The organism is Maribacter sp. X9 (assembly GCF_048537565.1).
In the GTDB taxonomy this organism is placed as follows: Bacteria; Bacteroidota; Bacteroidia; order Flavobacteriales; family Flavobacteriaceae; genus Maribacter.
Genome location: NZ_CP183215.1, coordinates 427,456 through 453,836, shown reverse-complemented (window position 1 = coordinate 453,836; position 26,381 = coordinate 427,456). Strand labels below are relative to the sequence as shown.

The 26,381-nt window shown below is 37.4% G+C and carries 28 protein-coding genes; 21 read left to right on the top strand and 7 right to left on the bottom strand.

Annotation, left to right across the window (positions count from 1 at the left end):
* Positions 1-204: 204 nt before the first annotated feature.
* Entirely contained in the window at positions 205-495 is a 291-nt protein-coding gene (locus ACNR9Q_RS01875; protein ID WP_027065813.1) for an HU family DNA-binding protein, read from the bottom strand.
* A 127-nt stretch (positions 496-622) separates the two neighbouring features.
* On the opposite strand from ACNR9Q_RS01875, the gene mutY reads away from it, so the two are divergent.
* Genes mutY through ACNR9Q_RS01845 form a run of 6 tightly spaced genes read left to right on the top strand, consistent with a single transcriptional unit; the run spans position 623 to position 6,182 of the window.
* Positions 623-1,672 (top strand): A/G-specific adenine glycosylase, encoded by a 1,050-nt coding sequence (gene mutY / locus ACNR9Q_RS01870; RefSeq protein ID WP_419212890.1) that lies wholly within the window; start codon positions 623-625, stop codon positions 1,670-1,672.
* A gap of 27 nt (positions 1,673-1,699) precedes the next feature.
* The gene (locus tag ACNR9Q_RS01865; RefSeq protein ID WP_419212889.1) at positions 1,700-2,161 is read left to right on the top strand and encodes a single-stranded DNA-binding protein; all 462 of its coding nucleotides are present in this window, start codon (positions 1,700-1,702) and stop codon (positions 2,159-2,161) included.
* Positions 2,162-2,181: 20 nt separating this feature from the next.
* Complete coding sequence (locus tag ACNR9Q_RS01860) at positions 2,182-3,510, top strand: gliding motility-associated protein GldE (protein ID WP_419212888.1); 1,329 nt, start codon at positions 2,182-2,184, stop codon at positions 3,508-3,510.
* Complete coding sequence (gldD, locus tag ACNR9Q_RS01855; RefSeq protein ID WP_419212887.1) at positions 3,500-4,057, top strand: gliding motility lipoprotein GldD; 558 nt, start codon at positions 3,500-3,502, stop codon at positions 4,055-4,057. Before ACNR9Q_RS01860 ends, gldD begins: the two co-directional genes overlap by 11 nt.
* Positions 4,045-5,016, top strand: coding sequence for a pyridoxal-phosphate dependent enzyme (locus tag ACNR9Q_RS01850; RefSeq protein ID WP_419212886.1), 972 nt, complete (start codon positions 4,045-4,047; stop codon positions 5,014-5,016). Before gldD ends, ACNR9Q_RS01850 begins: the two co-directional genes overlap by 13 nt.
* Before the next feature lie 59 nt (positions 5,017-5,075).
* Positions 5,076-6,182 carry an MBL fold metallo-hydrolase gene (locus ACNR9Q_RS01845; protein WP_419212885.1) on the top strand — a complete coding sequence of 369 codons (1,107 nt, stop codon included), beginning with the start codon at positions 5,076-5,078 and terminating at the stop codon, positions 6,180-6,182.
* 12 nt (positions 6,183-6,194) lie between these two features.
* Here ACNR9Q_RS01845 and ACNR9Q_RS01840 read toward each other — a convergent pair whose 3' ends face one another.
* The gene (locus ACNR9Q_RS01840) at positions 6,195-6,614 is read right to left on the bottom strand and encodes a hypothetical protein (RefSeq protein WP_419212884.1); all 420 of its coding nucleotides are present in this window, start codon (positions 6,612-6,614) and stop codon (positions 6,195-6,197) included.
* A 344-nt stretch (positions 6,615-6,958) separates the two neighbouring features.
* Between ACNR9Q_RS01840 and ACNR9Q_RS01835 the strand changes: the two genes are divergently transcribed.
* Positions 6,959-7,837 carry a DMT family transporter gene (locus ACNR9Q_RS01835; protein ID WP_419212883.1) on the top strand — a complete coding sequence of 293 codons (879 nt, stop codon included), beginning with the start codon at positions 6,959-6,961 and terminating at the stop codon, positions 7,835-7,837.
* A 79-nt stretch (positions 7,838-7,916) separates the two neighbouring features.
* Entirely contained in the window at positions 7,917-8,660 is a 744-nt protein-coding gene (locus ACNR9Q_RS01830; RefSeq protein WP_419212882.1) for a head GIN domain-containing protein, read from the top strand.
* A 74-nt stretch (positions 8,661-8,734) separates the two neighbouring features.
* Here ACNR9Q_RS01830 and ACNR9Q_RS01825 read toward each other — a convergent pair whose 3' ends face one another.
* On the bottom strand, positions 8,735-10,807 hold the full coding sequence (locus ACNR9Q_RS01825) for a M16 family metallopeptidase (protein WP_419212881.1): 2,073 nt from the start codon (positions 10,805-10,807) through the stop codon (positions 8,735-8,737).
* A gap of 8 nt (positions 10,808-10,815) precedes the next feature.
* The gene (locus ACNR9Q_RS01820) at positions 10,816-12,138 is read right to left on the bottom strand and encodes a M16 family metallopeptidase (RefSeq protein WP_419212880.1); all 1,323 of its coding nucleotides are present in this window, start codon (positions 12,136-12,138) and stop codon (positions 10,816-10,818) included.
* Between the two features lie 183 nt (positions 12,139-12,321).
* Here ACNR9Q_RS01820 and ACNR9Q_RS01815 point away from each other — a divergent pair, with 183 nt between their 5' ends.
* The 3 genes from ACNR9Q_RS01815 to rpmA all read left to right on the top strand — a co-directional run bounded on the left by ACNR9Q_RS01815 (position 12,322) and on the right by rpmA (position 13,848).
* A complete protein-coding gene (locus ACNR9Q_RS01815) occupies positions 12,322-12,777 on the top strand; it encodes a DUF4199 domain-containing protein (RefSeq protein WP_419212879.1) in 456 nt (151 codons plus the stop codon).
* A 94-nt stretch (positions 12,778-12,871) separates the two neighbouring features.
* Positions 12,872-13,549 carry a 50S ribosomal protein L21 gene (rplU, locus tag ACNR9Q_RS01810; RefSeq protein WP_419212878.1) on the top strand — a complete coding sequence of 226 codons (678 nt, stop codon included), beginning with the start codon at positions 12,872-12,874 and terminating at the stop codon, positions 13,547-13,549.
* Positions 13,550-13,587: 38 nt separating this feature from the next.
* Positions 13,588-13,848 carry a 50S ribosomal protein L27 gene (gene rpmA / locus ACNR9Q_RS01805; RefSeq protein ID WP_419212877.1) on the top strand — a complete coding sequence of 87 codons (261 nt, stop codon included), beginning with the start codon at positions 13,588-13,590 and terminating at the stop codon, positions 13,846-13,848.
* A 99-nt stretch (positions 13,849-13,947) separates the two neighbouring features.
* Here the strand turns inward: rpmA and ACNR9Q_RS01800 are convergent, their stop codons facing one another.
* The gene (locus ACNR9Q_RS01800; protein WP_419212876.1) at positions 13,948-14,469 is read right to left on the bottom strand and encodes a 5' nucleotidase, NT5C type; all 522 of its coding nucleotides are present in this window, start codon (positions 14,467-14,469) and stop codon (positions 13,948-13,950) included.
* 237 nt (positions 14,470-14,706) lie between these two features.
* Between ACNR9Q_RS01800 and ACNR9Q_RS01795 the strand changes: the two genes are divergently transcribed.
* Positions 14,707-15,291, top strand: a complete 585-nt coding sequence (locus ACNR9Q_RS01795; RefSeq protein WP_419212875.1) for a DUF3332 domain-containing protein — start codon at positions 14,707-14,709, stop codon at positions 15,289-15,291.
* Positions 15,292-15,371: 80 nt separating this feature from the next.
* On the opposite strand, the gene ahcY is transcribed toward ACNR9Q_RS01795, so the two are convergent.
* Positions 15,372-16,688: an adenosylhomocysteinase gene (gene ahcY, locus ACNR9Q_RS01790; RefSeq protein WP_419212874.1), complete on the bottom strand. Its 1,317-nt coding sequence runs from the start codon at positions 16,686-16,688 to the stop codon at positions 15,372-15,374.
* Between the two features lie 82 nt (positions 16,689-16,770).
* Between ahcY and ACNR9Q_RS01785 the strand changes: the two genes are divergently transcribed.
* The 9 genes from ACNR9Q_RS01785 (at position 16,771) to ACNR9Q_RS01745 (ending at position 23,791) form a co-directional block, all read left to right on the top strand.
* Positions 16,771-17,436, top strand: a complete 666-nt coding sequence (locus ACNR9Q_RS01785) for a 4'-phosphopantetheinyl transferase family protein (RefSeq protein WP_419212872.1) — start codon at positions 16,771-16,773, stop codon at positions 17,434-17,436.
* 46 nt (positions 17,437-17,482) lie between these two features.
* Positions 17,483-17,743, top strand: coding sequence for a hypothetical protein (locus ACNR9Q_RS01780; protein ID WP_419212871.1), 261 nt, complete (start codon positions 17,483-17,485; stop codon positions 17,741-17,743).
* On the top strand, positions 17,727-18,359 hold the full coding sequence (pnuC, locus tag ACNR9Q_RS01775) for a nicotinamide riboside transporter PnuC (protein WP_419212870.1): 633 nt from the start codon (positions 17,727-17,729) through the stop codon (positions 18,357-18,359). The genes ACNR9Q_RS01780 and pnuC overlap by 17 nt, the downstream gene beginning before the upstream one ends.
* A complete protein-coding gene (locus tag ACNR9Q_RS01770) occupies positions 18,320-18,883 on the top strand; it encodes an AAA family ATPase (RefSeq protein WP_419212869.1) in 564 nt (187 codons plus the stop codon). The genes pnuC and ACNR9Q_RS01770 overlap by 40 nt, the downstream gene beginning before the upstream one ends.
* Entirely contained in the window at positions 18,880-20,418 is a 1,539-nt protein-coding gene (locus ACNR9Q_RS01765; protein WP_419212868.1) for a DUF4301 family protein, read from the top strand. The genes ACNR9Q_RS01770 and ACNR9Q_RS01765 overlap by 4 nt, the downstream gene beginning before the upstream one ends.
* A 203-nt stretch (positions 20,419-20,621) precedes the next feature.
* Positions 20,622-20,924: a hypothetical protein gene (locus ACNR9Q_RS01760; RefSeq protein ID WP_419212867.1), complete on the top strand. Its 303-nt coding sequence runs from the start codon at positions 20,622-20,624 to the stop codon at positions 20,922-20,924.
* Between the two features lie 153 nt (positions 20,925-21,077).
* The gene (locus tag ACNR9Q_RS01755) at positions 21,078-21,383 is read left to right on the top strand and encodes a hypothetical protein (protein ID WP_419212866.1); all 306 of its coding nucleotides are present in this window, start codon (positions 21,078-21,080) and stop codon (positions 21,381-21,383) included.
* Between the two features lie 557 nt (positions 21,384-21,940).
* On the top strand, positions 21,941-22,258 hold the full coding sequence (locus tag ACNR9Q_RS01750) for a hypothetical protein (RefSeq protein ID WP_419212865.1): 318 nt from the start codon (positions 21,941-21,943) through the stop codon (positions 22,256-22,258).
* A 168-nt stretch (positions 22,259-22,426) separates the two neighbouring features.
* Positions 22,427-23,791 carry a sigma-54-dependent transcriptional regulator gene (locus ACNR9Q_RS01745; RefSeq protein WP_419212864.1) on the top strand — a complete coding sequence of 455 codons (1,365 nt, stop codon included), beginning with the start codon at positions 22,427-22,429 and terminating at the stop codon, positions 23,789-23,791.
* On the opposite strand, the gene ACNR9Q_RS01740 is transcribed toward ACNR9Q_RS01745, so the two are convergent.
* Positions 23,766-26,207, bottom strand: a complete 2,442-nt coding sequence (locus tag ACNR9Q_RS01740) for an ATP-binding protein (RefSeq protein ID WP_419212863.1) — start codon at positions 26,205-26,207, stop codon at positions 23,766-23,768. The two genes, ACNR9Q_RS01745 and ACNR9Q_RS01740, sit on opposite strands and share 26 nt — an antisense overlap.
* Between the last annotated feature and the right edge of the window lie 174 nt (positions 26,208-26,381).

The following is a 26,381-nucleotide window of genomic DNA, read 5'->3' as shown; positions in this document are numbered from 1 at the left end:
ACAATACCTTAAACAGACGCAATTGCACCTGCCGAAATCCATTACTGGGACTTCTATGTCAATGAACGTAAAAAGAAAAAGTAGTTAAAAAAACTACTTTTTCTTGTGTCGGTTAGCTCTCCTACGCTTTTTGCGTTTATGAGTTGCTACCTTATGTCTTTTTCTTTTCTTACCGCTGGGCATAAAGTTCTTTTTTAAGTTTAATTATTTTACGTGTACGTTGCTCTTAACTCCTTCTACAAAAACCTTAGCTGGTTTAAATGCTGGAATGTTGTGAGCGGGTATTTTAATGGTCGTGTTCTTGGAAATATTCCTTCCGGTCTTTTCTGCTCTAGTTTTAATAATAAAACTTCCAAAACCTCTTAGGTAAACATTGTCACCACTTTCCAATGATGTTTTTACCTCTTCCATAAAGGATTCAACTGTAGCTTGTACATCTCCTTTTTCAATTCCCAGTTTATCTGAGATTTTCGATACAATTTCCGCTTTCGTCATCTTTCAATATTAGATTTTCTGTATGTTTTTTCGGGTTGCAAATATATAAATTAAATTCAATCTTTCTTTCTAATAGGTTAATTTTAAGTATATAAACTGCTACTTTTATCCCTTAGTATAAAAGAGGATGTCGTTTTCAGGTAAAATTTTGAAGTGGTACCGCCAAAATAAGCGTTCATTGCCATGGCGTGAGACCGTTGATCCCTATAAAATTTGGTTGTCTGAAATCATACTGCAACAGACCCGTGTAGCCCAAGGAACACCGTATTATTTGAAGTTTGTTGAAGCTTTTCCGTCTGTGGGAAATATGGCCGATGCCGAAGAAGAAGAAATATTGAAGTTATGGCAGGGACTAGGGTATTATTCCAGAGCCCGCAATTTGCATGCAACTTCTAAAATTGTAGTAAACGATTTTAATGGCGTATTTCCTGACAACTATAATGACCTACTTAAATTAAAAGGAGTGGGAGATTATACGGCAAGTGCTATAGCATCTATATGTTTTAACGAGGCCCATGCGGTAGTTGACGGCAATGTTTATAGGGTACTTGCCCGTTATTTTGGAATAGATACTCCGATCAACAGCACTGCGGGTATTAAGTATTTCAAGGCTCTGGCCCAAAAAGTAATGGATATAAAGCAAATACGGGACTATAATCAAGGGATTATGGAATTCGGTGCTATTCAATGTACACCTAAAAACCCCAATTGTTTACAGTGCCCATTGAACGAAAGTTGTGTAGCCTTACAAAAAGGTATTATCGATCAGTTGCCCGTAAAAATCAATAAGACCAAGGTAAGGAGTCGTTATTTTAATTACCTCGTACCTATTTATATGGATGGTGAAGGAAATAAATTTACTTATATTCAAAAACGATCGGGAAAAGGAATTTGGCAGAACTTATGGGAATTTCCCTTGTTGGAGTCCAAAGCAATTTTAGATGGAGATGCTATTCTGAGCAGCCATAAAGAAGTATTGGGAGGAGTTGATGCCATTGAGCTTTCTGCGTACAATGAAAAACCCATCATCCATAAGTTGTCCCATCAAACCTTATATACTAATTTTTGGATTTTGAAAACGAAAGAAGAGATTCCATTTCAAATCCCTTTTGAAAACTTAATCCAATATCCGGTACCTGTTTTAATAGCTGATTTTATTAAAGCGTTTAAATTTTAGTACTTTTGATTTTTATACATTTATATTATGAACGGTACATTAAATAAGGTTATGCTGATCGGGCATTTGGGTGATGAAGTGAAAATGCATTACTTTGAAGGCGGGGGTAGCATTGGCAGATTTCCGATAGCTACAAATGAAACCTACACCAATAAATCTACTGGAGAACGTGTTACCAATACAGACTGGCATAACATTGTGGTACGCAACAAAGCTGCTGAAATTTGTGAAAAATATTTGAGCAAAGGTGATAAGGTGTATGTTGAGGGTAGATTGAAGAACCGTCAATGGCAAGGTGAAGATGGCAATACAAGATATACTACCGAAATACATGTACAGGAATTCACTTTTTTGACCACCAAGAAAGAAAGTATGGCGAATAGTGACAATACATCTGGCAATGCACAAAATGCAGGTAATGATAATAGAACTCCTCCGAAGGACTCAACGCCTTTAGGTCAGACGGAAGAGGATGATCTCCCATTCTAACAACTATTAAATAGCTACTATTGGACCTAGACCCCTTACCGTTTTTAGTAACTTCTTTGGTCGTGAACGGTGTATTTGCCATAAATATTATCGTACTAATTCTATTGCTTATTTGTTCTGCTCTTATTTCTGGGGCAGAGGTAGCTATGTTCGGTCTTTCCCCAACAGAGATAAAAGAATTGCAGGACGAAAAATCGGCCAAGAGCAATATTCTCATAAAACTTCTGGAACGTCCTAAAAAACTCTTGGCGACCATATTGATCGCCAATAATGCGATCAATATTGGTGTGGTATTACTTTTCAGTATCATTGGGGACACCCTTTTTGCAAATATTGACCAGGTATTATTCGGGTTGCTATCCGTGCGTTTTTTGTTAGAAGTGGTTGTAGCCACATTTCTCATTTTAATGTTCGGTGAAATTTTACCCAAGGTCTATGCGAATCGAAATAGAATGAGCTTTTCGCACTTCATGGCATTTCCATTGAGAGTTTTAGACTTTATTTTTTCTCCCCTTAGTTTGCCCATGCGCTCTGGCACGTTATTCTTATATAAAAAACTGGGGAAACAGAAATCGAATTTGAGTATCGATCATTTGTCACAGGCGTTAGATTTGACCTCACATGGAGATACTACAAAGGAAGAAAAGAAAATTTTAGAGGGTATTGTCACCTTTGGTAATACCGATACCAAGCAAGTAATGCGGCCTCGCATCGATATTTTTGCCCTAAATGAACAAATGAAATTCCCAGAAGTTCTTGCCGAAATAAAAAAGAACGGTTATTCCCGTATCCCCGTTTTTGGCGATAATATTGATACGGTGAAAGGAGTTTTATATGTTAAAGACCTATTGCCATATTTAGATAGAAAGACCTTTAATTGGATGACATTGATACGGGAACCCTATTTCGTGCCAGAGAATAAGAAATTGGATGATTTATTGGCCGAGTTCCAGGAAAAGAAAAATCATTTGGCCATTGTGGTCGATGAATATGGAGGTACTTCTGGATTAGTGACTTTAGAAGATATTATTGAAGAAATTGTGGGTGATATAAGTGATGAGTTTGATGATGAGGATTTGGTTTTCTCCAAACTGGACGACCTCAATTATGTTTTTGAAGGTAAGACACCTTTAAAGGATTTTTATAGGGTAATACGGTTAGAGGACAATGAAATTTTCGAGGATAATAAAGGTGAGTCAGAAACCTTGGCCGGTTTTGTTTTGGAAAAAGCCGGGAGCTTTCCAAAACGTGGAGAGAAAATAGTTTTCGACTCTTACACCTTTGTAGTGGAAGCAATGGATAAAAAAAGATTGAAACAGATAAAAGTAACCTTGCCGAATGAAGCTTAGAGAGGTGTTTTGTGGTGCAATGATGTTGTTTTCAGTAATAAGCTGCCACGATGAGCCTATTCCTAAGCCAAAGGCCAAAATCCGTTTGGAATACCCTCAGGGAAAATTAGCGGAGTTGGAAACAAACAACTTTAGTTTCAAGTATAATCAATTGGCCAAACCTGAGGTAAATAGTGAGAATGCGTTTACCATTGCATATCCAGAAATGAAAGGGGCCATTTTTTTAAGCTACAAAAAAGTGGACCATAATTTAGATCAATTGATCAAAGATTCAAAACGGCTTAGTTATGAACATGCCGCAAAGGCCGATAATATTGTAGAACAACCATTTGTTAATCCAAAAGATAAAGTTTATGGAGCTTTATTTGAGGTGCAGGGAAATGCCGCTTCACAGTCACAATTCTTTGTGACGGATAGCACGGAGCATTTTTTAACGGGTTCAGTTTATTTCTATACAAAACCCAATTATGATTCTATTCTGCCGGCTGCGGCTTACCTGCAGAATGACATTCGTGGAATTATCGAAACCTTGAAATGGAAAGATTAAATAGAGAAAATATGACGGCACTTGATATCTTAAATTGTCATGAACGTATAAAGCCCTATATCCATAACACCACTATTCTCACTTCTAGATTAATAGATAAGAAAATAGGGGCCAACATTTTTTTTAAGTGTGAAAATTTTCAGCGTGCAGGAGCTTATAAAATGAGGGGTGCTACCAATGCCATTTTACAATTAACCGACGAGCAAAAGAAAAATGGAGTCGTTACACATTCCTCCGGCAATTTTGCCCAAGCTTTATCCTTAGCTGCCCAAAGTATCGGAGTTACTGCTCACATTGTAATGCCCAATACCGCACCCGAAGTAAAAAAAGTGGGCGTAAGGGAATATGGTGGTAAAATATACGAATGTGAGTCGACAGTAGTGGCTAGACAAGGTTTGGCAGATGAAATAGCACAGCGAACCGGTGCAACATTCATCCACCCATCCAACGATGAAAATGTAATTCTTGGGCAAGGTACGGCGGCCATTGAGCTTTTGAGAGAACATGCTGACCTTGATTTTATTTTTTGTCCTATTGGTGGGGGAGGGCTAATAGCGGGATCTGCCTTGGCGGCAGAATTCTTCGGCAATAATTGCAAGGTTATGGGCGGTGAACCGTTTGAGGCAGACGATGCCTACCGTTCTTTGTTGAGTGGTAAAATTGAGGATAATGAAACGGTAAATACCATTGCTGACGGATTAAAAACTACCTTGGGTGATAAGAATTTCCCAATTATAAAAGAACATGTCACTAAAATAATAAGGGTAACGGAAGCAGAAATAATAGCTGCAATGCGCTTGGTGTGGGAGCGTATGAAGATTATCATCGAACCTTCGAGTGCGGTCGCGCTTGCGGCATTGATTAGTGAAGCTGAAGAAAATCCGAAGTTGATCAAAGATAAAAAAGTCGGAGTCATAATTTCTGGAGGTAATGTAGATTTGGTGAAATTACCTTTTTGAAAATATCATAAATTTACCTTCAACTATAAATGATTATACTCAAAAAGGTTGTAAAGAAAATGGTCGTAGCAATTATTGGGGTGGTTGTTTTTCTGTTACTGAGTGTCTTTCTGTTTACAGTATTAAGCCCACAATTTGGAGGTAAACCAACTGAGAAACAAAGAGAGCGTTATACGACATCCCCACAGTACACCAACGGAAAGTTCAGTAATACTGGCGGTGTAGATTCTAAATTGGGGTTTAAAGATATCCTAAAGACTATGAAAGGATATTTTGTGCCTCGGCCTAATACTATTCCTGATAAGAATATAACGGTAAAAAAGATTGATTCGACAGACATTGCAACTTATACAGGTGCTACACGATTAATATGGTTCGGGCATTCAACATTCCTAGTGCAGGTCAAAGGGAAGAATATTTTAATCGACCCTATGTTCGGTCGAGTTCCTGCCCCGAATCCTATGTTGGGAACCAACCGCTTCAGTAATAATCTCCCTATAGAAATTGAAAAGCTTCCTGAGATCGATGCTGTTATATTCTCTCACGACCATTATGATCATTTGGACTATGGTTCTGTGATGGTTTTAAAGGATAAGGTCGGTAAATTTTTTACCCCGCTCGGCGTTGGTGCTCATTTAAAAGCTTGGGGCGTACCTGATAATGCCATCGTAGAAATGGATTGGTGGGATGAAACTAGTTATTTGGGAATAGATTTAATCTGTACCCCTGCACAGCATTTTTCAGGAAGAGGTTTAAATGATAAAGGGAATACCTTATGGAGTTCTTGGATTTTAAGAACTGACAAAGAGAATATATTCTTTAGTGGTGATAGCGGTTACGGAACCCATTTTGAGGAAATCGGAAATAAATATGGTCCGTTTGATTTTGCAATGATGGAATGCGGTCAGTATAATGAACTGTGGAAAGAGATTCATATGATGCCAGAAGAAACTGCACAAGCAAGTGTTGATGTTAGGGCAAAACGTATGATGCCCATACATTGGGCGGCGTTTAAACTCGCAATGCACCCATGGACGGAGCCTGTTGAACGCGTTTCTGTTAAAGCAAAAGAAATTGGTGTTGACATGATTACTCCAAAAATCGGTCAACTCATTTATGTTCAAGAGAATGATGATCTTTCAGAGAAGTGGTGGTTGAATTTTTAAACTCACTTTCAGTTACTTGTTCAAAATCTCTTCGGCTTTTTCAATGCTGGTCTTGAAATCAGCTTTGACCTTGTTTATTTTTTCCTCTTCCTCTTTAAGCCATTTCTTTTTTTCTTCAGAAAGTTCCTTACCGTTCATGATTTCATCAGGATCAAAGCGGTCTCCAAAACCTTGCATCCAATCCATCATGGCCTTATTGGCTTCTTGTAAATCTTTCATCGCCTTGGCCTCAATTGATTCTGGGCCTAGAGAATCTGCCATTGGTTTTAACTGACTTACTAATTTACCTAAGGTTGGCATTTTTGGCATAACCTCGTCATGTACGGCCATCACCTCTTCCATCCGGGTAGGTTCTTCCGTTTTTTTATCTTCCTTGCAAGAAGTTAAACTAAGTACGAAGACTGTAAAAAAGATAAATAATGTATTTTTCATTTCAATTTTTCGCTTTAATGAAAACTTAATTAATGGTATAAAGGTATTATTTTACTTTGGGTTCGGTCATAACAGATTTCAAAATGAAATAACTTTCCCATCACGTTCTAAATTTCACTTATTCCTATTCAGGTATAAAATTCTGAAATATAATCTTTTTTCACAATCTACTTCCAACAAGGGCATAAAGGGTCTGGCCATGGTCATTCGATAAAGAATAATGAAAAAAGAGGAAGAGATTTTTCTCAACTTGTGAATTTTGACAAAAATAAGTAGAGAAAATCAGGATTACTAAAGATTAGTTACGAAAAAAGACAACATTTGTGGTCTTCAATAAACAGATGGTGAAACAAATAGAACAAAAGTGGATTTACCTTAGCATTCTTTCGTTAATATGGGGTTCTTCTTTTATCCTAATTAAGAAGTCCCTGCTTGGTTTTACTCCAATGCAAGTCGGGGGATTACGAATCGTATTTGCGTCGTTACTTCTATTTATTTTAGGATTTAAATCACTTAAGACCTTGTCAAAAACCGATTGGAAATGGATCACCTTAGCGGGACTTTGTAGCTCATTTATTCCTCCTTTTTTCTTTGCCCTGGGGCAAACACAGATCAGTAGTGGAATTACGTCCATCCTCAATTCTATTGTACCCTTGTTTACTACCATAGTCGGTATGGTACTTTTTGGATTGGCTTTGAAAAGAAGACAGGTGCTTGGGGTTTTCATTGGACTTTTAGGAACGGTATTGCTCATTACCGCTGGCATGGACCATAATCCTAACCAAAACTATTGGTATTCTTTTTTCATTATTTTTTCCGCTTTAAGCTATTCCTTCAATATCAACATCATCAAAAAGCATTTGGCACATTTAACTCCGTTGGCGGTAACCACGGCAAGTTTTGGGGTTGCATTTTTTCCTGCTTTAGTGATACTCCTGTATTCTGGGGTATTTTCGCAGTTTAAGGGAGATATTGCCATGCACGAATCCGTATGGTATTTATTGGCATTGGCATTGCTGGGTACCGCATTGGCCAATATTCTTTTTAATAAATTAATACAGTTGTCGAGTCCGGTTTTTGCGGCATCCGTCACGTATTTAATTCCTCTAGTGGCCATTCTTTGGGGTCTATTGGATGGAGAACATATCTCATTGGTTCAATTGTTTGGCGGATTGATAATTCTGTTCGGGGTTTGGTTGGTAAATCGGAAAAAGAAAGAATAGATAGTTGAATTTTATTATAAAGTGTAACAAAGAAGATTGTTGTTGGTCTTTAAAGAAATCTATTTCAAAAACAAACCTTATGAAGAAATCTATAATTACGTTAGTGGCTATCGTATTTGTGTGTTTTGGTTTAATGGCCCAGCACAAAAGTTATACGGTAAAGACTTTTGATAAAATTATCGTAAGTCCACATATTGCCGTCAATCTTATTGAAGGTGATGAAGAAGGAGTGGTCATTGAAAATGCAAAAGTTGATATGGACAAAATAAATGTTGAGGTTGAAGGGAATACGCTAAGGGTGTATTTAGATGGTGCCGAAATGGTTACAAAGTCTGAACGAGTTTCAAGTGACAAATGGAGAGGGAATAAACCTTTATATTCTGGAACAATGGCTACCGCTACCATAACCTACAGAACGCTCAAGAATTTATCTGTTAGGGGAGAGGAAATCGTACAATCAAAAACACCATTAAAATCGGATGATTTTAAAATGTCCCTTTACGGTGAGGTAAAGGTATATTTTGATTCGGTCTCGATCAATGAACTTACGGTCGCCATTTATGGAAGTAGCTATTTGGAAATAGGCGACGGAAACGTAGACAGACAAGTGTACAGGGCTTATGGCGAAAGTGAGGTGAATACCGTTGGAATGGATGCCAATGAAACAAAAATTACCGCCTATGGGGAAAGCAATTTTAGGGTAAACGTATCAGATCGATTGAAGGTTACCTGTTACGGGGAAACTAATGTAAATTATACAGGAAGTGCCCAAGTGGATAGGGGCATTATCATTGGCGAAGCTAGGGTTCGAAAAATAGGATAATTTGTTCTAGTGTTCAGAAAAATTAAAGCCCAGCTCTTTTCAGAACTGGGCTTTAATTTTCAACGCGCTTTTTTTTATTTAAAATCTTCAGATGTTAGCCCTTCGTTGACCTTTATTTCCGAAACATTGAATTCAATATCTTGTGGTCCAACGCTCTGTATCAGTTTAAATGGGAATAAAATACCCGATACCTCCTTATAGTCTTCAAATGTGAATGTGCTTTGCACTTGTTGTCCTTGTATTTCCGCACTGTTCACTTCTTGTAATTTAAGCCCGGTTTCTGTATCGTAAAAGGCTGTTTTTCCGCCAGTTATATTTAATTTGTAGGCAGTTTTGTCGCCGACCATTTCAGTGCCTTCTAGAGAAATACCACCCGCGGCTAAATAATTCAGTTCTGGAAAAGGAGCGGATTCTTCTTTTATTTTAATGATTTCCTCTTCCGATAAATCTTTACGTTGTCCTTGATTGATCATATAGCCATTGTCGCCATCAAGAACTTGCTTGCTGACAGAATTACCCATCATTTGCACATTTTGCATGAATTGATCATTAGCCGTTTTTTTCATTTCAAGATCCAATTTCATTCCTTGCATCTCTGCGGCAGCAGTCAATGAATACGATTTCACTGCTTCTAATTTTGCTTTTCCACCTATAGCTTCGATATACTTTTCAATAACGGCTTTCGCTGTTAAACCTTCTGGAACACTTGCTTCATAATTTGGAGCATCGGTTCGTTCTGCCGTTTTGGAGTAATAAAGTACGGGTAATTTTTTTCCTTTATAATCTACATTTTGTAGGTTTTCGAGTACCTCACTTCCCTTACCTGTGACAACAACCCGGGCGTTAGCGGAATTAAAATATTTTTTGGCGGCATTTTGAACATCGGCGATAGTGACCTTGTCCAATTTTTCCAAATAAGTTTTGTAAAAATCCTTCGGAAGGTCTTCGGTTTCAATATTCAAAGCATAACGCGCTATGGTTTGTGGGTCTTCCAGAGCCATTATAAACCTACCTGCATATTTTGCTTTGGTGTTTTTAAGTTCTTTTTCACTTACAGGTTCTGCATTAATTCGGTCTATTTCCTTTAAAATTTCTACTACCGAACTATCGGTGACCGCATTTCTAACTTGTGCTGTGGCCCTAAAACTTGATGCTGCGTATTTGTCATCATTAATGGAGGAGTATGATCCGTAAGTATATCCTTTGTCTTCCCTTAAATTAAGGAATAAACGGCCTTCACCGCCACCACCTAGAATTTGATTTGCCACCAATACAGGGATGTAATCTGCATCTTTCATTTTCAATTCCACAACATTCTGTACCGCTATCTCAGATTGTACCGCATTGGGCATATCTACAAAATTGATCTGTGTGTTTGGTACATTTTTAGGATTCGAATAACTAAAACTCGGAGGAACGGCTTTTGTCCATGGTGTAAAATATTTTTCAGTTAATTCCTTGACTTGATCAAAGGTTACATCCCCCACCACGATTAAATAAGCATTTGCAGGCACAAAATAGTCCCTGTAGAATTCTTCAACATTAGCAAGGGTGACATTATTGACCGTTTCTTCAGTAGTGAATTCCCCGTATGGGTGATCTTTTCCATAAGCCAAAGCTCGCTGAACTCTACCTGCAATGGCGGAAACATCTTTCTCTTCAGATTTTAGGCCGGTAATCAAAATGTTCTTTTCCTTTTCAAATTCATCTTGGGTAAAGTTGGGATTGATAGCAGCATCGGCCATTAATTCCATCATCCTTGGGAAATATTTGGACAGCGATTGTGCATAGGCACTTTGTGATCCAAAGCTTAACCGCGCGCCGAGAAAATCGATTTCCTCATTGAATTCGTCTTTTGGAATGTTGGTTGAGCCGTTCCCCAATAGACTACCGGTAAGACTGCTCACCCCGGCTTTATTACCTTCTAAAATCGGTGGGTTGTCTATGGTAAGTTGTATGGATACCCTAGGAAGTTTATGGTTTTCAACAACCATAACTTTTAGTCCGTTATTCAACTGAAAACTCTCTGGGTCGCTCAAGTTGATTTCAGGTGCGGGACCCGGTTTGGGCATGACGGTGCGGTCTACTTGTGCCTGCGCTCCTAATATCGTAAAAAATGCGGCTATTACTATATATACTTTTTTCATTTTCATGTCTAGTTTGCTGTATTTTCTGCTGGAAGATATTCCAATACCAATCTTTGGTTAGGATTTAAATATTTATTGGCCACCTCTTTAATATCCTCTCGGGTAATGGAACGATAGATATCTATTTCCTTATTTATTAGAGAAGTATCGCCATACAATAAATAGTATCTGGCCAAAGAATTGGCAATACCTTCAACACTGGAATTTGAATTCACGAACTGGTTCTCAAATTTATTCTGCAATTTTTGATAATCCTTTTCTGAAATTAAGCTTGTTCTTACCTTTTCGACTTCCTCTTCCATTTCTGTGGTAAGGGTCTCTAAACTGGTTTCGCCCACGGGAAGCCCAAAAACGACATACATGCCATAATCTTCTTGAGAGATATTGAAGGCGCCAACTTGTAGGGCCTGCTTTTGATCATCTACCATTTTTTTGTACAGCTTAGAAGATGGTCCGTCACTTAAATATGTAGAGATCATATCCAATACATAGGCATCCTTTTCTTTAAATCCGGGCGTTCTGTAGGCGATCATAGAGGCAGGGATTTGAATGTTAGAATCATATGCCTTTGCGTTTTTCTGCGCGGTGATCGGTGTTTCTTTGGGGTAGTTTCGAACGATTTCTTCTCCTTTTGGTATGGGGCCGAAGTAATCCTTTATCATCTGCTTTGTGTTCGGTAAATCAATATCCCCTGCAACGACTAGTACGGCGTTATTAGGAACATAGTATTTTTTATTATAGGCAATCACATCCGCTAGGGTGGCAGCATCTAAATCGGCCATATAGCCAATGTTGGGATCCTTGTAAGGATGTTTGTCAAACAGGTTTTTTCCTAATTCGGGAAGAAATTGTCCGTAAGGAGAATTATCGTACCTTAATCTTTTCTCCTCTTTAACCACTTCTTTTTGGGTATCGACCCCACCTTGTTCGATAATTGGATGTAACATACGTTCAGATTCCATCCATAGCCCTAATTTTAAATTATTGGAAGGAAAGACTTCGTAATAATAGGTGCGATCTTGTGTTGTATTTGCATTATTTGAGCCACCATTTGAAGCCACTATTTCAAACCATTTTCCTTTCTCTATATTTTCTGTCCCTTCAAATAATAAGTGTTCGAATAGGTGTGCAAAACCTGTGCGACCTTCTGTTCTGTCTTTACCCCCAACATGATACATGACCGAGGTTGTAACTATAGGGGCGGTGTTGTCTTGATGAAGAATAACATGGAGTCCATTGTCCAAATCATATTCCTCGTAATTGACTTCTTGTGCAGATGAGCAAAGCCCATATAGGAATACAGACGCAGCCATTAGTAATTTCTTTTTCATTTCAATGGTGTTTAATATAGATTACCGACCTTGGGATTAGTGTTCAATATAGGGGAAGTGTTACAATTATATGATTTTTTTGTAAGTTTTCTTGTCTGTAGATTAATTCTTAACAATTTATTATTCGTAATTAAATGTTTATTGATTATATTAAATTCATGAACAAACCAAAAATAAGTAGTTATGAATAATTTTGCATTACCTATTCGATTCGGAGTCGCGGCAAGTGGTAGTCTTATCGCTTATTTTTTAGTTCTATCACTTTTTGGACTTCATGTAGACGTATTCTATAGTCTTTTCAATGTCGTGATAACAGGCTTCGCCATTTATGAAGCCATTAAATATTACAAGCTGAAAAGGGGTACTTCATTTACCTATAGCGGAGGTTTTATGGCAGGATTGATTACAGGGGGGGTGGCAACTTTAATATTTACGTTGTTTTTTGCCCTGTACTCTACAGAGCTTCAACCCGGTTTTTTAGAAGAGCTGTCGACAAAATGGGCCAATAATTACCGTAGTTTTGAGGCCATTGTATTTTTGGTGGTGGCAGTCATGGGGTTTACGACCAGTTTAGTTTTGACTTTGGCGTTTATGCAGTTGTTCAAATCTTCCAATACCACAAAAATCAAACGGGATTAAAAATTAAAAAAAGCTTGCAAATTCACCAGTAAGCAGTATATTTGCACCCGCCTATGGAAAAAATCCATCAGGTTTAATTTTTACATTTAACAATATGTACGCAATTGTAGAGATGGCAGGGCAGCAATTTAAAGTTGCGAAAGACCAGAAAGTGTACGTTCACCGTTTACAGGTAGAAGAGGGTAAAAAGGTCACTTTTGACAATGTACTTCTTTTGGCCGATGGATCGAACGTTACCGTTGGCGCCCCGGCTATAGACGGAGCCACAGTAGAGGCTAAAGTCGTTAAACACCTTAAAGGTGACAAAGTAATCGTTTTCCATAAAAAGAGACGTAAGGGTTACAGAAAGAAAAATGGACATCGTCAGTCGTTGACTGAAATCGTAATCGAATCCATCATTGCGAAAGGAGCTAAGAAAGCAGAATCCAAAAAGGCCGAGCTTAAAGCGAAGAAAGAAGAAAGCAAAGCCGCTTCTGTCGAAGAGTCGGTGGCCTCAAAACCAAAGGCTAAAAAAGCTGCAGCTAAAGGAGACGATTTGAAAAAGATTGAAGGTATCGGTCCGAAAATTGCAGAAACCTTAAATGATGCCGGAATTACTACCTTTGCAGAGTTGGCAAAAACAGATTCGTCTAAGATTGATGAAATCATTGCCGATGTACGTGGAAATCATGTAACCGATACTTGGCCAAAGCAAGCACAATTAGCTGCCGATGGGAAGTGGGACGAGTTGCAGAAATGGCAAGATGAATTAGATGGTGGTGTAGCTAAATAAGGCTGACCATTAAGTATAATATAATAAAACCTTAGACAATGGCACATAAGAAAGGTGTAGGTAGTTCAAAAAACGGTAGAGAATCAGAATCGAAACGATTAGGTGTTAAGATTTTTGGTGGTCAGGCCGCTATTGCTGGTAACATTTTGGTTAGACAGCGTGGAACAAAACATAATCCTGGTGAAAATGTTTATGCAGGAAAAGATCACACATTACACGCACGTGTAGATGGTATGGTTAAGTTTGAGAAAAAAGCTGGTGGAAAATCTTTTGTTTCCATTGAGCCTTTCGAAGCTTAATCAATAAATTTATTTTTACCAAAAAACCCCTTCATTGTATGAAGGGGTTTTTTGGTTTTAATGATTCGTATATCCGCCTTGTTCGACACCTAAAAGCTGTTATAAAAGAGCTTCTGCAACTTCAAGCCAAGTGTCCACTCTTTCAAATCCTTCGGTGTTTATATTGTGAGGTGAAGTAAATTGAAGGCTTCTGCCTTCAAAACTTGCTAGGTTATAACTTCTGTCATCAATAAGTACATCTCCTTTTAGGATATGTTTGTGCCCACATAAGATACGGTTTTGCCAAGGGATAAATGGAAAGTGTTCATCTAGCCATTCACTCTTTTCTTCTAAAGAATTAGGAAATTGCATAGCTGCGGAGGCAATATAAATTTCATATTTTTCAGCTAGTTTAGCCAGAACTTCTTGACTATCGGCGATAGGTTTTAGGGCTCGAAAGAAACCTCTTCGGGTGGCATGTTTACGAACACTTTCTTGATGGGCATCAGGTACCATACGCCATACTTCCATACCGGCACATAGCTCTTTTGTGAGCTTGCCATTGAATTCTGTATTATATAACTCTATATGGGCACCATAGGTATCTGCGATGACCTCGTCCATATCTACAAATAGTATCATTCTTTAGTTTTTAACGAAGTACGGGAAAAGACTTAAAAGAAGAAAATGAATTTAAATTTTGTTGATTTTCTTAAAAGGTCAACTGATGAACGGTAATATGAATGAAACTTGCAGGACTAAAATCAGCTGTTGTAAAATCAATTGAAATGGTTTCAAGTCAATAATAATTCTATAAAAGCATGTGCCCTTGTAGGAATTTTAGCTACTTTAAAGGCTTAATTCTAAACAATCTTAATCATGAAAAAATCAATTATTTGTGTGGCAATGGCTAGTACCTTATTATTTTCTAGCTGCTTAGGTTCTTTTAGTGCTTTTAATAACTTAAAGGACTGGAACCAAGGATTATCTGACAGTAAATTTGTAAACAACCTTGTGTTTTGGGGCTTGAATATTATTCCGGTTTACGGCTTATTCTTTTTGGGAGATACCATAATTTTTAACGTAATCGAATTTTGGAGTGGTTCTAATCCAATTGCTATGAAGGAAGGAGAGCAAGAAACCCAAATGGTAGAACGAGATGGTAATACATTTGAAATGATCGCTTCTAAAAATAGAATGCAGGTAACTGTAGTTGAAGGCCCTAAAAAAGGGAAGAAAATTGATTTGGTATACAAGCCAAGCGAAAAATCATGGAATGCCGTTCGTCCAAATGGCGAAATCATTAAATTATCATCCTTCGAAGAAGGATTTTATATCGTTTACATGCCTAATGGAAAAGAGGTTAAAATTAATCCTTTAAGTTCTAAAGAAGAAGGTTTGGCCCAGATTAAGGAGCAAACCGATTGTTACTATTTAGAAGGAATGTTGGCCGAGAACAACTAATCCGCCAACTCTATATAATAATTTAAAAAAAAGGGCCCTGAATTTCTTCAGGGCCCTTTTTTTTAATACCTATTACAATCTTAATAGCGATAGTATTCGGGTTTAAAAGGTCCTTCAACGCTTACACCAATATAATCAGCCTGGTCTTGCTTCAATTCGGTAAGTTCAGCCCCTAAACGTGCTAAATGTAGTTTCGCCACTTTTTCATCCAAATGTTTGGGTAGCATATAAACATCATTATCATAATTGGCACTATTCTTCCAAAGTTCTATTTGTGCCAAAGTTTGGTTAGTGAACGAGTTGCTCATCACAAAACTTGGATGTCCTGTGGCGCAACCAAGATTTACCAATCGGCCTTCTGCTAAAATAATGATATCCTTACCGTTGATCGTATATTTATCAACCTGCGGCTTTATCTCATCCTTGGTGCTACCGTGGTTTTTGTTCAACCATGCCATATCGATTTCATTATCAAAATGGCCAATGTTGCATACAATGGCTTTATCCTTTAGGGCTTCAAAATGCTCTGCCCTGATAATATCTTTGTTTCCTGTGGTGGTGATAACAATATCCGCATTACCGATCACGGTTTCCAATTTTTTCACTTCAAAACCGTCCATACACGCCTGTAAAGCACAAATTGGGTCGATTTCGGTAACGGTAACAATTGATCCCGCTCCTTTAAAGGAAGCAGCAGTCCCTTTTCCTACATCACCATAACCTGCAACAACCACCCTTTTACCGGCCAGCATAGTATCGGTCGCTCTACGGATAGCATCAACAGCACTTTCACGGCAACCATATTTATTGTCAAATTTAGATTTGGTAACAGAGTCGTTTACATTGATAGCGGGCATAGGAAGTGTTCCTTTCTTAACTCGCTCGTATAAGCGGTGAACGCCCGTGGTAGTTTCTTCTGAAAGCCCTTTAATGCCTACGGCCATTTCTGGATATTTGTCCAACACCATATTGGTTAGATCCCCGCCATCATCTAAAATCATATTCAAAGGTTTGCGCTCTTCCCCAAAAAATAACGTCTGTTCGATACACCAATCGAACTCTTGCTCGTTCATGCCTTTCCAAGCATATACAGATATACCTGCGGCGGCAATAGCGGCTGCGGCCTGGTCTTGGGTAGAGAATATGTTACAGGAACTCCAAGTTACTTCAGCACCCAAGGCAGTTAACGTTTCAATTAAAACAGCTGTTTGTATCGTCATATGTAGGCATCCGGCAATACGGGCACCTTTTAGCGGTTGCTCGTTTTTATACTCTTCCCGCAAGGCCATTAAGCCAGGCATTTCCGATTCTGCCAATTCAATTTCTTTTCTTCCCCAAGCGGCAAGGGAAATATCTTTCACCTTATTAGGTATATATGGAATAGTTTTGGTGCTCATATCTTTAATATTTTATACTTTCGTTTATCTGTATACAGCAATTTTATTTCGATGCAAAGGTACGAATAACGCTAAGAATCCCATGCCGCTTTACAAAACTATAACAGTTGACCAAGATACCTCCCTAGCCATTTGGAAGGTGGAAGAATCGGAAGAACTCTTATGGGAAAATGTTGAACTAACAACCCATTGTCAGCAACGATTTGACGGAATGAAATCTCAGTTACACCGCAGGGCATTTTTAAGTATTCGACATTTATTGGCTCTCTATGATTATACCGATGCAGACTTGGTATACGATGAAAATGGAAAACCCCACTTACGTGACGGAAATTATATTTCCATTACCCATTCCCATAATTTCACAGGAATAATCGTAAGTACCTCTGAACAAGTCGGTATAGATATTGAAATGCAACGTGATAAAATTTTACGTATAGCGCATAAGTTTACTCCCTTCGAGGAATATAGGACCTTGGCAAATACTGGCGCAATTGTTAGGAAATTAACTATAGTTTGGGGCGCTAAGGAATCACTTTATAAAATCTATGGGCAAAAGGGACTTAGTTTCTTGCACCATATCAACGTAAAGGATTTTTTATTCGATGAGGGGAAAACTACCGCCGAGATTGATTACAAAGGGCAAAGATCCAGCTATAAAATTAATTTTTTAGAATTCGAGGACTTTACCTGCGTGTATGCGTTGAAGGGACAACCAGAAATAATACATAAAGAGCAGTTGGTATAAAATTTTAAGGAAGTAGTTTTTTCTAAAAGCCAAAAAATATAATAACATGAATATATCAGTAGAACTAACTTTTTCCCCTTTACAGGATGACTTTGAAAAACACATCATTAATTTCATTAAAAAATTACGTGAATCTGGGTTGACCATTCTTGAGAACCCCTTGAGTACTCAAGTGTATGGCTCGTATGATGCAGTTATGATGGTGTTGAACCAAGAAATTAAAACAGCTTTTGAATTGATGGATAAAGGACTTTTGTACATGAAAATTGTAAAATCTGACAGAAGCACCTATGAGCCCCATTTTTGATTATTTCTTTGGTCAGTACAGTGGGTATGATTCTTTAGATATCACCCTAGAAATTATCGCAGTGATTTTTGGTCTGCTTTCGGTATGGTTCTCAAAGCAGAACAATATATGGGTCTACCCTACGGGAATGCTTAGCACCTCTATTTTTGTTTACCTACTTTTAAAATGGGGATTAATCGGCGATATGCTCATAAATGTCTACTATTTTGCCATGAGTGTATATGGTTGGTATGTTTGGACAAGAAAGGTCGATGCCGAGCATTTTACACCGATAACCAGAGTTACAAAAAAGGAAAACCTTACTTCGGGCTTTATTTTTATAGGTACTATTCTTTTTGTGTTTGTGGTTTATCAGGTTTTTGATAAATGGAACAGTTGGACCGCTTATGTAGATACCCTCACAACAGCTATATTTTTTGTGGGAATGTGGCTCATGGCCAAGCGAAAAGTTGAAAATTGGATATATTGGATCGTAGGAGATATTATATCCGTACCCTTATACTTTTACAAGGGCTTTACGTTTACAAGCTTTCAATACCTAATTTTCACAATTCTGGCCATTTATGGTTATAACGCATGGAAGAAAAATATAGACAAGAATCTTCAACGATTATAAAAGTAGTTCTTTTTGGTCCTGAATCTACGGGGAAAACAACACTGTCACAACAACTGGCTAGATACTATAATACGGTATGGGTCCCAGAATATGCTAGAGAATATTTACAGGATAAATGGAACAACGAACGAAAAACCTGCGAGCCACAAGACTTATTACCCATAGCTGAAGGACAAATGCGCTTGGAAAACGAGTTGACCAAAAAGGCAACAAAAATTCTGATATGCGATACAGATTTATTGGAAACTAAAGTATATTCAGAAGCTTATTATGTTGGTGCTTGTGACCCTATTTTGGAAAAATATGCATTGCAAAACACATATGACCTTTACCTGCTTACTTATATAGATATCCCATGGGAGGCAGATGATTTAAGGGATAAGCCAACTGAGAGAGAAGAAATGTTCACTTATTTTAAAGATGCCCTCGAAAAATACGGGAAAAATTTCATTATCTTGAAAGGAAACAAAAAAGAACGATTAGAAAAGGCCATTAACCATATTGATCTGTTATTACATAAATGATACAACTTACAGAAAACGACGAAAGACAGCTAAAGAATAAGGGAATTACCAAAGAAAAGATGTTGCATCAAATTGAAACCTTCAAAGAAGGTATTCCATTTGTGAAATTAAAGAATGCAGCCGTTATCGGGAATGGGATTCTTAAATTCTCTGAAGCGGAGGAAAAAGAGCTCATACGATTATATGATGCAAAATTAGAAGGGTTAGACATCTTGAAATTCATACCTGCTTCTGGAGCGGCATCACGTATGTTCAAGGCCCTGTTCAATTTTCTTGAGGTTTATAATCCTAAAGAGGAGTCATTAGATGCCTACTTGAAAAGAACCAATGATAAGGACATTGAGGTGTTTTCAAAAGGGCTCGAAAATTTTCCCTTTTATCATAAGGTAATGGATAGGTTACCAGAGGTTATAGATAGCGAAGGGGAAAGAGTATACCTCTTCGTTTCAGAATTACTAGGAGAAAATTCACTTAATTATGGTTTTTATCCAAAGGGTTTATTGCCATTTCATAAATATGATGATGTCGCTGCAACGCCATTTGAAGAGCATTTGAAAGAAGGTGCGTTATATGCCGGTTCTAAGGGAAAAGCAAAACTTCATTTTACAGTTTCAGAGCAACATGAAGATATGTTCAATTCAGAATTTGAAAAAGCTGCTCCACGAGTTTCTAAAAATACGGGAATAGAGTACGACGTAGATTATTCCTACCAAAAATCCTCAACCGATACCTTGGCAGTCGATATGGATAATAAGCCTTTTAGAAATGAAGATGGGACAGTACTTTTTAGACCAGGGGGGCACGGCGCTTTAATAGAAAACCTTAACGAACAAGATGCGGATATTATCTTTATAAAGAACATTGATAACGTTGCTGTAATGGACGATGCGAAAGCTGTGGCAGATAGCAAGAAAGTGTTGGCAGGTGTTCTTTTGCGTGAACAGAAGAGAGCATTTGGGTATGCTGAACAGCTTGATAAGGGAGACGTATCCGATATGGATATCCTAGAAATAGAATCATTTTTAAAGAATGGATTAAATGTCAGGTTTTCAGAAGATTTTGATTCGAAAACACTTGAGGAAAAAGTAGAGATACTTAAAAGTAAAATCAATAGGCCCATCCGTATTTGTGGGATGGTAAAGAATGAAGGAGAACCTGGTGGCGGACCATTTTGGGTCACCAACTCTAAAGGAGAGGTATCACTTCAGATTATTGAGTCTGCACAAATAGATATGGAGAATGACCAACAGGCAGATATTATGAAAAATTCCACCCATTTTAATCCAGTAGATCTAGTGTGTGGCATACGGAATTTTAAAGGTGAAAAATACGATTTGCTGCAATTTGTAGATGATAAGCAAGGGTTTATTACAGGAAAAACGAAAGATGGTAAGGAATTAAAGGCTTTGGAACTTCCTGGTCTTTGGAACGGGGCAATGGCATTCTGGAACACTATTTTCGTAGAAGTGCCTTTGGTTACCTTTAATCCTGTAAAAAGTGTTATCGATCTTTTAAAAGATTCCCACCAAGTATAATTGTTAAGGAGATCTATAAAGTGAAAAAGTGTGTAGCAACTACACACTTTTTCACTTTATAGCCATTTTTACCCATATCTAAATAAAATTCAGAACATCATAAGTATCTAAAAAACAAATATTTAACTTCAAATCGAGGCGACTATTTTTCATGGCATAATTTTTCCATTACTCCTATCAAGTTTAATCCAAAAATAAGAACGATGAAAAAATTAGTTTTTGCAACAGCTTTGGCAATAGGAAGTTTAACAATAGGAACAGCGGCAACACCAATTATATTTCATGATGGCATTATGGAAGATATAATGTCACAGGACTTTAAGGAGATTGCTGTTTCCGATGTGCCAACAGCCGTTACCGATACTTTACAAAAGGATTATGCTGGGGCAACATTGAACAAGGCCTATGTTAATGAAGAGGATAATTATAAGCTTGAAGTAACATTGCAAGATGGTACCGCAATTGAACTTTATGCAGATGCGCAGGGTAACTGGATAGAAATGTAATCCCCACTTATTTAGTTGTTTATTAAAGGCTGCTTCGGCAGCTTTTTTTATGGAGAAAACTCTAAAATTTAGTTAAGCTATAATCCATAAATAGATTTCAAGCGTAAATATGTATCTAAGAATCAAGTTTTATTAATGATTAAAATTTTTAATATGAAAAAGAACGCATTACTTGTTTTATTGGTTTTAGGAATGATGGCAACCGTCTCCGCCAAGTCAACGTACGAAATAATAGAAATGAACCCGGTGGTAAATATAAATGATGAATTTGTAAAAATAAAATCAAGTGAGCTAACACCTCCGGTCATAGAAGAAATTCTAAAGCAGTATCCCACTTCAAAACTTGGCGCGGCTTATAAAAATGATCAAGGAGAGTTCAAGTTGATCATGGTATTAAAAAGTGGAACTCGACGAACGGTTTATATAGATCAGTACGGTAATTGGATCAATAAAAAATAGGCATAAAGTGACCAATCTTAAAAAGAGGCGTCCAAGTATGAGAATAACCTAATTAAAAAATGGTAACCATCATTTTAATAACTATCATATTCACGATTTTGATTTTTTCTTTATTGATAATATCAAAAATATGTAGAGAAAAATAAAAATCATTGAAATCACTTTCATGTAAACACTAACCATTGACTATGAAAGTGCCACCAAGCACTAATTTTTTATATGGTATTTAAAATTAATTGAAGTTTTATGAATCAGTAATGATTTAAAGCGAACGTTGATGTAGATACTTTTAAAAAAGTTCGATAGGTGGATAGAAGGAGTTGCAATAGCAGCTCCTTTTTAATTGTAAAATATATGAATTAGGAATTTAAGTGATGCCATAAATCTGTATAGAATTTACACACTTATGAAATGAGTAAACGGTTTTACACAATTCTAATTTTTTATAAATTTTTCAAATCATTGACGTTCAGTTTTTTGTAAAAAAAATCATTTTGGCACTTTTTTTACATAGGTAGTAGTGAAAGAATGAATTATTAATCTAAAAATTAGAAAATATGAAAACTTTATTTTTGTTAGGAGCATTGACGATTGGAGGATTTGCAGGTACAGCTCAAGAAGCTTCACTTTCTCAAAATGGTATAGTCCATACCAATGCAAATAAAATGATAATGGTAAGCGATGATTTTACAGAAATAGCTGTATCAGAAGTTCCACAGCCGGTAACAGATGCCATTTCCAAAAATTTCCCTACGGCTACGCTAGATAAAGCGTATACGAACAAGGAGAGTCAATATAAACTAGTTCTTTCGTTAGAGGATGGAACATCAGGAACAGTCTATGCCGATAAAGAAGGAAATTGGTTAGATATGTAATTAAGGCATAACTTGTTTGTTCAAGTTGGTTTGGTCAGCAAAGGGTAGTTTTTAACTACCCTTTGCTTTTTTTTGAGCTAGTTTTAGAAGTAAGGTTTAAGATAATTTTAAAACACAAATGATTGGGTTGTGGTATTTTTACCTAGTTACTACAACACTATAATTGCTATGCCCAAAATCTTAATCATTGAAGACGATACCTCATTTGCCCAGATGCTCCAAAAGTTTTTAGGGCGCAATGGTTTTGATGTGGTCGTAAGTCAAACGGGATTGGATGGAGAAAAGCAATTGAAAGACGCTGTTTTTCAGTTGGTCATTACAGATTTAAGATTACCCGATTATGATGGAATTCAATTAGTTTCCAAACTTAAGGGGAAAGTACCTGTAATTGTCATGACAGGCTATGCAGAGGTAGCCACTGCGGTAAAGGCAATGAAAATGGGTGCTTATGATTATATTTCAAAACCCTTTACTCCGGATCAAATGCTCGCCGTTATTGACGGGGCTCTACATTCCGCACCGGTTATTTCAAAGAAGGTCAATATAAAATCAGATCAAAACATTGCAAATAGAAAGGCGGAAGTAGAAGAAGTGCTTAAAAACACAAATAGAGATTTAGTCTTGGCAAGTGATGCTGCCCAAAAATTAGAAGAATATCTATCGTTAGTTGCCCCAACGGATATGTCGGTATTGATTATTGGGGAAAGTGGAACCGGTAAAGAAGTAACTGCAAAGGCAATACATCAAAAAAGCAGTAGACATGAAAAAGAATTTATAGCACTTGATTGCGGTGCTATTCCCAAGGAATTGGCCGCAAGCGAATTTTTCGGACATTTAAAGGGAAGTTTTACAGGTGCTGTTGCAGATAAAGTGGGAAGTTTTGAGGCGGCCAACGGGGGTACTTTGTTCTTGGACGAGGTCGGTAATCTATCCTATGAAAATCAAATACAATTATTAAGGGCGCTGCAAGAGCGTAAAATTAAAAGAATCGGCAGCAATACAGAGATTCTTGTCGATGTGAGAATACTGTCCGCAACCAATGAAGACTTAAAGTCAGCCGTGGAGAAAGGAACGTTCAGGGAAGATTTATACCATAGGTTGAACGAGTTTTCTTTGCAGATACCCTCCTTAAGAGATAGGCATGGCGATTTACCAGTTCTTGCCAATTATTTTTTGGAAAAGTCCAATGCAAAACTTGGTAAGGCGGTAGTCGGTTTTTCTGATGAGGTTTGGGATGTTTTTAAAGCATATCGTTGGCCAGGAAATATAAGGGAACTACAAAATGTAATACAGCGAGCCGTTCTTTTGACCACTTCAGATAAAGTAGAGATACAAGTTCTTCCTTCCGATTTGCAAAAGCCTGCAAAGTTGCCTATTGATCAAGGTAATATCTCCAAAGCAGATTTTGAAAAAGAGCAAATACTAAATGCGCTAAAACGTACCAACTACAACAAATCCAAAGCGGCGAAATTGCTTCAGGTGACTAGAAAAACCCTTTACAACCGCATTAATTATTATGATTTGGATGTTTGATGCCTGCTAAGAGCGTTTCTATATGTTTTTCCAATGCTGCATTTTCTTGCTTGAGCTTTTCTGGATTCTGGGTTGTTTCGTTCATTTCTTCGAAATTCTCCAATATCGGAATAGCCTTAACCACCTGAAGTTGACGAAACATTGGTAGCATTCTGTGTGCCGTCTTACTTACTTGTGAGGTATTATAAGTTTCAACGGCTTCGGTTAGTTGTTTAACATTCTTTAAAGTGTCCGTTTTAAAAGTAAATAGAATTTCATCTAGGGCATCTTGGTCATCTCCTAAGAACATTTTCAACGTATCCAAGCTAAAATCTTTTGAAGTCTTGTTTTGGGGTGTGGTAGTTTCAATGACTACAGTAGGTTCACTTTTGTTGAACAACTCATTAAGTTTCTGTAGTAATTCTGTTTTAGAAAATGGTTTTCTAAGTAATCTGGCAAAACCTGCATCGGTAAAATGTTCAAGAGACAAATCTCGTCTTCCGGTCATTGCGATTATGGGTTGAGCATTATGTATTGGATAAGCAGGGGACTTTAATCGGGAAACAATCTCATAACCCGTTACCGTTGGCATTTCAATATCGGTCAAAACAAGGTCGAATTCAAAATCATTTTCTGATTTGTATTCATTGAAATCGGTAAAAAGTAAGGCGTCGATTCCTTCAGATTTCAACATTTCACCAATCAATTTTAAAAAGGAAACATCATCATCAAAAACTAAAATTTTCAGGTTGCGAAATTCAATTTTTTCTGGAACTGCTGTTTGTAAAATAGCTCCGTATTCAACAGGTAGTTGTAGAATAAAGGTGCTTCCTTTTCCAAGTTCACTTTTCAATGAGATTGTTCCATTAAGAAGATGTATTAATTTTTTTGTGATGGTCAACCCTAGACCGTACCCACCATATTTCTTAGAGGTATTATCTTCTGCTTGGGTGAATTCTTTAAAGATCAGTTCCTGTTTTTCTTTGGAAATTCCAATACCTGTATCCGATAGTTCAAGTAATAGGGTCTTTGACTTTCCTTTCTCCAAAACTTTTCCGGTCAAGGTAATGCTGCCTTTTTCGGTGAACTTAAAGGCATTCCCCAATAAATTGGTTGAAATTTGGCGTAGGCGTAAAGCATCTGTGATGATAGGTTTTTCTAAAGATGCATCCAAATTCAGTACAAGTTCAATATCCTTGTTTTCAAAATGTGATGCCATATTCGCTGCACATTCCTTCAACAAATGGTCTACTCTAAAGGTTGTTGGTTTAGCTACCATTTTTCCAGCTTCCAACTGAGAAAAGTCCAACAAATCATTTACCAGGTTATTGACATAGGTAGAGGCAGATTTAATGTGGGCTAGATAATCTTTGTTTTCTTCGGTGATTGATTCTTCAATTAACGTGGCGTATCCGCTGATGGTATTTAGTGGTGTACGAAGATCATGGCTTACGGTGGCTATAAGCTGTTCCCTGCTTTTCAACAGCGAATCTGAATATTCTTTTTCCTTTTCCAATTTCTCCCTGTACAGGTTCGCTTTCCAAAAATCTCTATTTAAGATAAATGCAAAAATGCCCACCACTAAAAACCCAAGTAGAGCTGCAATTGCCGCGAGACGAATGCTCTTTTTTAAAAGTGTCTCTTTTTTGATCGTAGTCGCGAGACTGTTCATCATAACTTCCTGCTCAAAGGAGTTTAAGATGGTTCGTAATTGTTGTGAGAGTTCGAGGTCGGTCCTGTTGATTTCCGCTTCACGTTTTGCCAAGGAGTTTTCATTGAGCGTATTTTCCTGTTCTACTTCTTTCAAAAGATTTTTAGAGACTTTCAGTACGCTATCTATCTTTTGGTTTTTCTTCTGTGGACTATCTTCAGGGGGAATGTTGGCATTTAGATAGTCCGCAACCTTTTTAATAGCTTCTTGTGCCCTTGGTGATAGTTCGTTCAGGTTCGGGGCCAGACCTTCGGGGGTGATGATTCCTAATGATTCCTCTAGTTTGTCGAATTCGTTCAAGGCTGAATGAATAGCGTTTCCGGTTTGGTTTTGGATTCTCATATTGCGTAAAGCGTTGATGTTCTCCACTTTTTTGTCTAAGAGCATACGTAAGCTATCCAATAGGTCTTGTTGGTGTTCACTTTCAGTAAGTCGTTTAAGTTCTTCCACATGATTGTTAATCGAATCGATTTTATGTTCATACGCAACAAAATTCAATTTGCTTCGGGTTTGTAAGGCAAGTTTAGAAAGACTTTCTGCTTCATACAGTTGGGCTAGAAACGAATTGGTCTTGAGAAGTTTATCGTCATTACCCATTGCCGTTTCATTGGCCATAAAATCGCGTACTTCATTAAAGATGTAGAAGGATGCTATACCTCCTAAAATGATTAGTAGTAAGTAGCTAAAGGCAATCTTAAAGGTGAATTTATTTTTTTTTGAATCCATAAATCGGGTTATGATCTAATCTATAAGTATCTACGTTAAAAACCGAAAAATAAGTTTTAAGACGATGTTAATTGATGGATTTGTTTTTTTTATAAATTTATTTGTGCAGGATGAATTTACTGCATTACATTTGCATCATCTCAAAGGGGTGCCGAATTCTGAATTTTAGAAGGA

Coding starts and splice junctions, on each gene's coding strand:
- ACNR9Q_RS01875 (WP_027065813.1), bottom strand. CDS start 495: ATGACGAAAGCGGAAATTGTATCGAAAATCTCAGATAAACTGGGAATT.
- mutY (WP_419212890.1), top strand. CDS start 623: ATGTCGTTTTCAGGTAAAATTTTGAAGTGGTACCGCCAAAATAAGCGT.
- ACNR9Q_RS01865 (WP_419212889.1), top strand. CDS start 1,700: ATGAACGGTACATTAAATAAGGTTATGCTGATCGGGCATTTGGGTGAT.
- gldD (WP_419212887.1), top strand. CDS start 3,500: ATGAAGCTTAGAGAGGTGTTTTGTGGTGCAATGATGTTGTTTTCAGTA.
- ACNR9Q_RS01850 (WP_419212886.1), top strand. CDS start 4,045: ATGGAAAGATTAAATAGAGAAAATATGACGGCACTTGATATCTTAAAT.
- ACNR9Q_RS01845 (WP_419212885.1), top strand. CDS start 5,076: ATGGTCGTAGCAATTATTGGGGTGGTTGTTTTTCTGTTACTGAGTGTC.
- ACNR9Q_RS01840 (WP_419212884.1), bottom strand. CDS start 6,614: ATGAAAAATACATTATTTATCTTTTTTACAGTCTTCGTACTTAGTTTA.
- ACNR9Q_RS01830 (WP_419212882.1), top strand. CDS start 7,917: ATGAAGAAATCTATAATTACGTTAGTGGCTATCGTATTTGTGTGTTTT.
- ACNR9Q_RS01825 (WP_419212881.1), bottom strand. CDS start 10,807: ATGAAAAAAGTATATATAGTAATAGCCGCATTTTTTACGATATTAGGA.
- ACNR9Q_RS01820 (WP_419212880.1), bottom strand. CDS start 12,138: ATGAAAAAGAAATTACTAATGGCTGCGTCTGTATTCCTATATGGGCTT.
- ACNR9Q_RS01815 (WP_419212879.1), top strand. CDS start 12,322: ATGAATAATTTTGCATTACCTATTCGATTCGGAGTCGCGGCAAGTGGT.
- rplU (WP_419212878.1), top strand. CDS start 12,872: ATGTACGCAATTGTAGAGATGGCAGGGCAGCAATTTAAAGTTGCGAAA.
- rpmA (WP_419212877.1), top strand. CDS start 13,588: ATGGCACATAAGAAAGGTGTAGGTAGTTCAAAAAACGGTAGAGAATCA.
- ACNR9Q_RS01800 (WP_419212876.1), bottom strand. CDS start 14,469: ATGATACTATTTGTAGATATGGACGAGGTCATCGCAGATACCTATGGT.
- ACNR9Q_RS01795 (WP_419212875.1), top strand. CDS start 14,707: ATGAAAAAATCAATTATTTGTGTGGCAATGGCTAGTACCTTATTATTT.
- ahcY (WP_419212874.1), bottom strand. CDS start 16,688: ATGAGCACCAAAACTATTCCATATATACCTAATAAGGTGAAAGATATT.
- ACNR9Q_RS01785 (WP_419212872.1), top strand. CDS start 16,771: ATGCCGCTTTACAAAACTATAACAGTTGACCAAGATACCTCCCTAGCC.
- ACNR9Q_RS01780 (WP_419212871.1), top strand. CDS start 17,483: ATGAATATATCAGTAGAACTAACTTTTTCCCCTTTACAGGATGACTTT.
- pnuC (WP_419212870.1), top strand. CDS start 17,727: ATGAGCCCCATTTTTGATTATTTCTTTGGTCAGTACAGTGGGTATGAT.
- ACNR9Q_RS01770 (WP_419212869.1), top strand. CDS start 18,320: ATGGAAGAAAAATATAGACAAGAATCTTCAACGATTATAAAAGTAGTT.
- ACNR9Q_RS01765 (WP_419212868.1), top strand. CDS start 18,880: ATGATACAACTTACAGAAAACGACGAAAGACAGCTAAAGAATAAGGGA.
- ACNR9Q_RS01760 (WP_419212867.1), top strand. CDS start 20,622: ATGAAAAAATTAGTTTTTGCAACAGCTTTGGCAATAGGAAGTTTAACA.
- ACNR9Q_RS01755 (WP_419212866.1), top strand. CDS start 21,078: ATGAAAAAGAACGCATTACTTGTTTTATTGGTTTTAGGAATGATGGCA.
- ACNR9Q_RS01750 (WP_419212865.1), top strand. CDS start 21,941: ATGAAAACTTTATTTTTGTTAGGAGCATTGACGATTGGAGGATTTGCA.
- ACNR9Q_RS01745 (WP_419212864.1), top strand. CDS start 22,427: ATGCCCAAAATCTTAATCATTGAAGACGATACCTCATTTGCCCAGATG.
- ACNR9Q_RS01740 (WP_419212863.1), bottom strand. CDS start 26,207: ATGGATTCAAAAAAAAATAAATTCACCTTTAAGATTGCCTTTAGCTAC.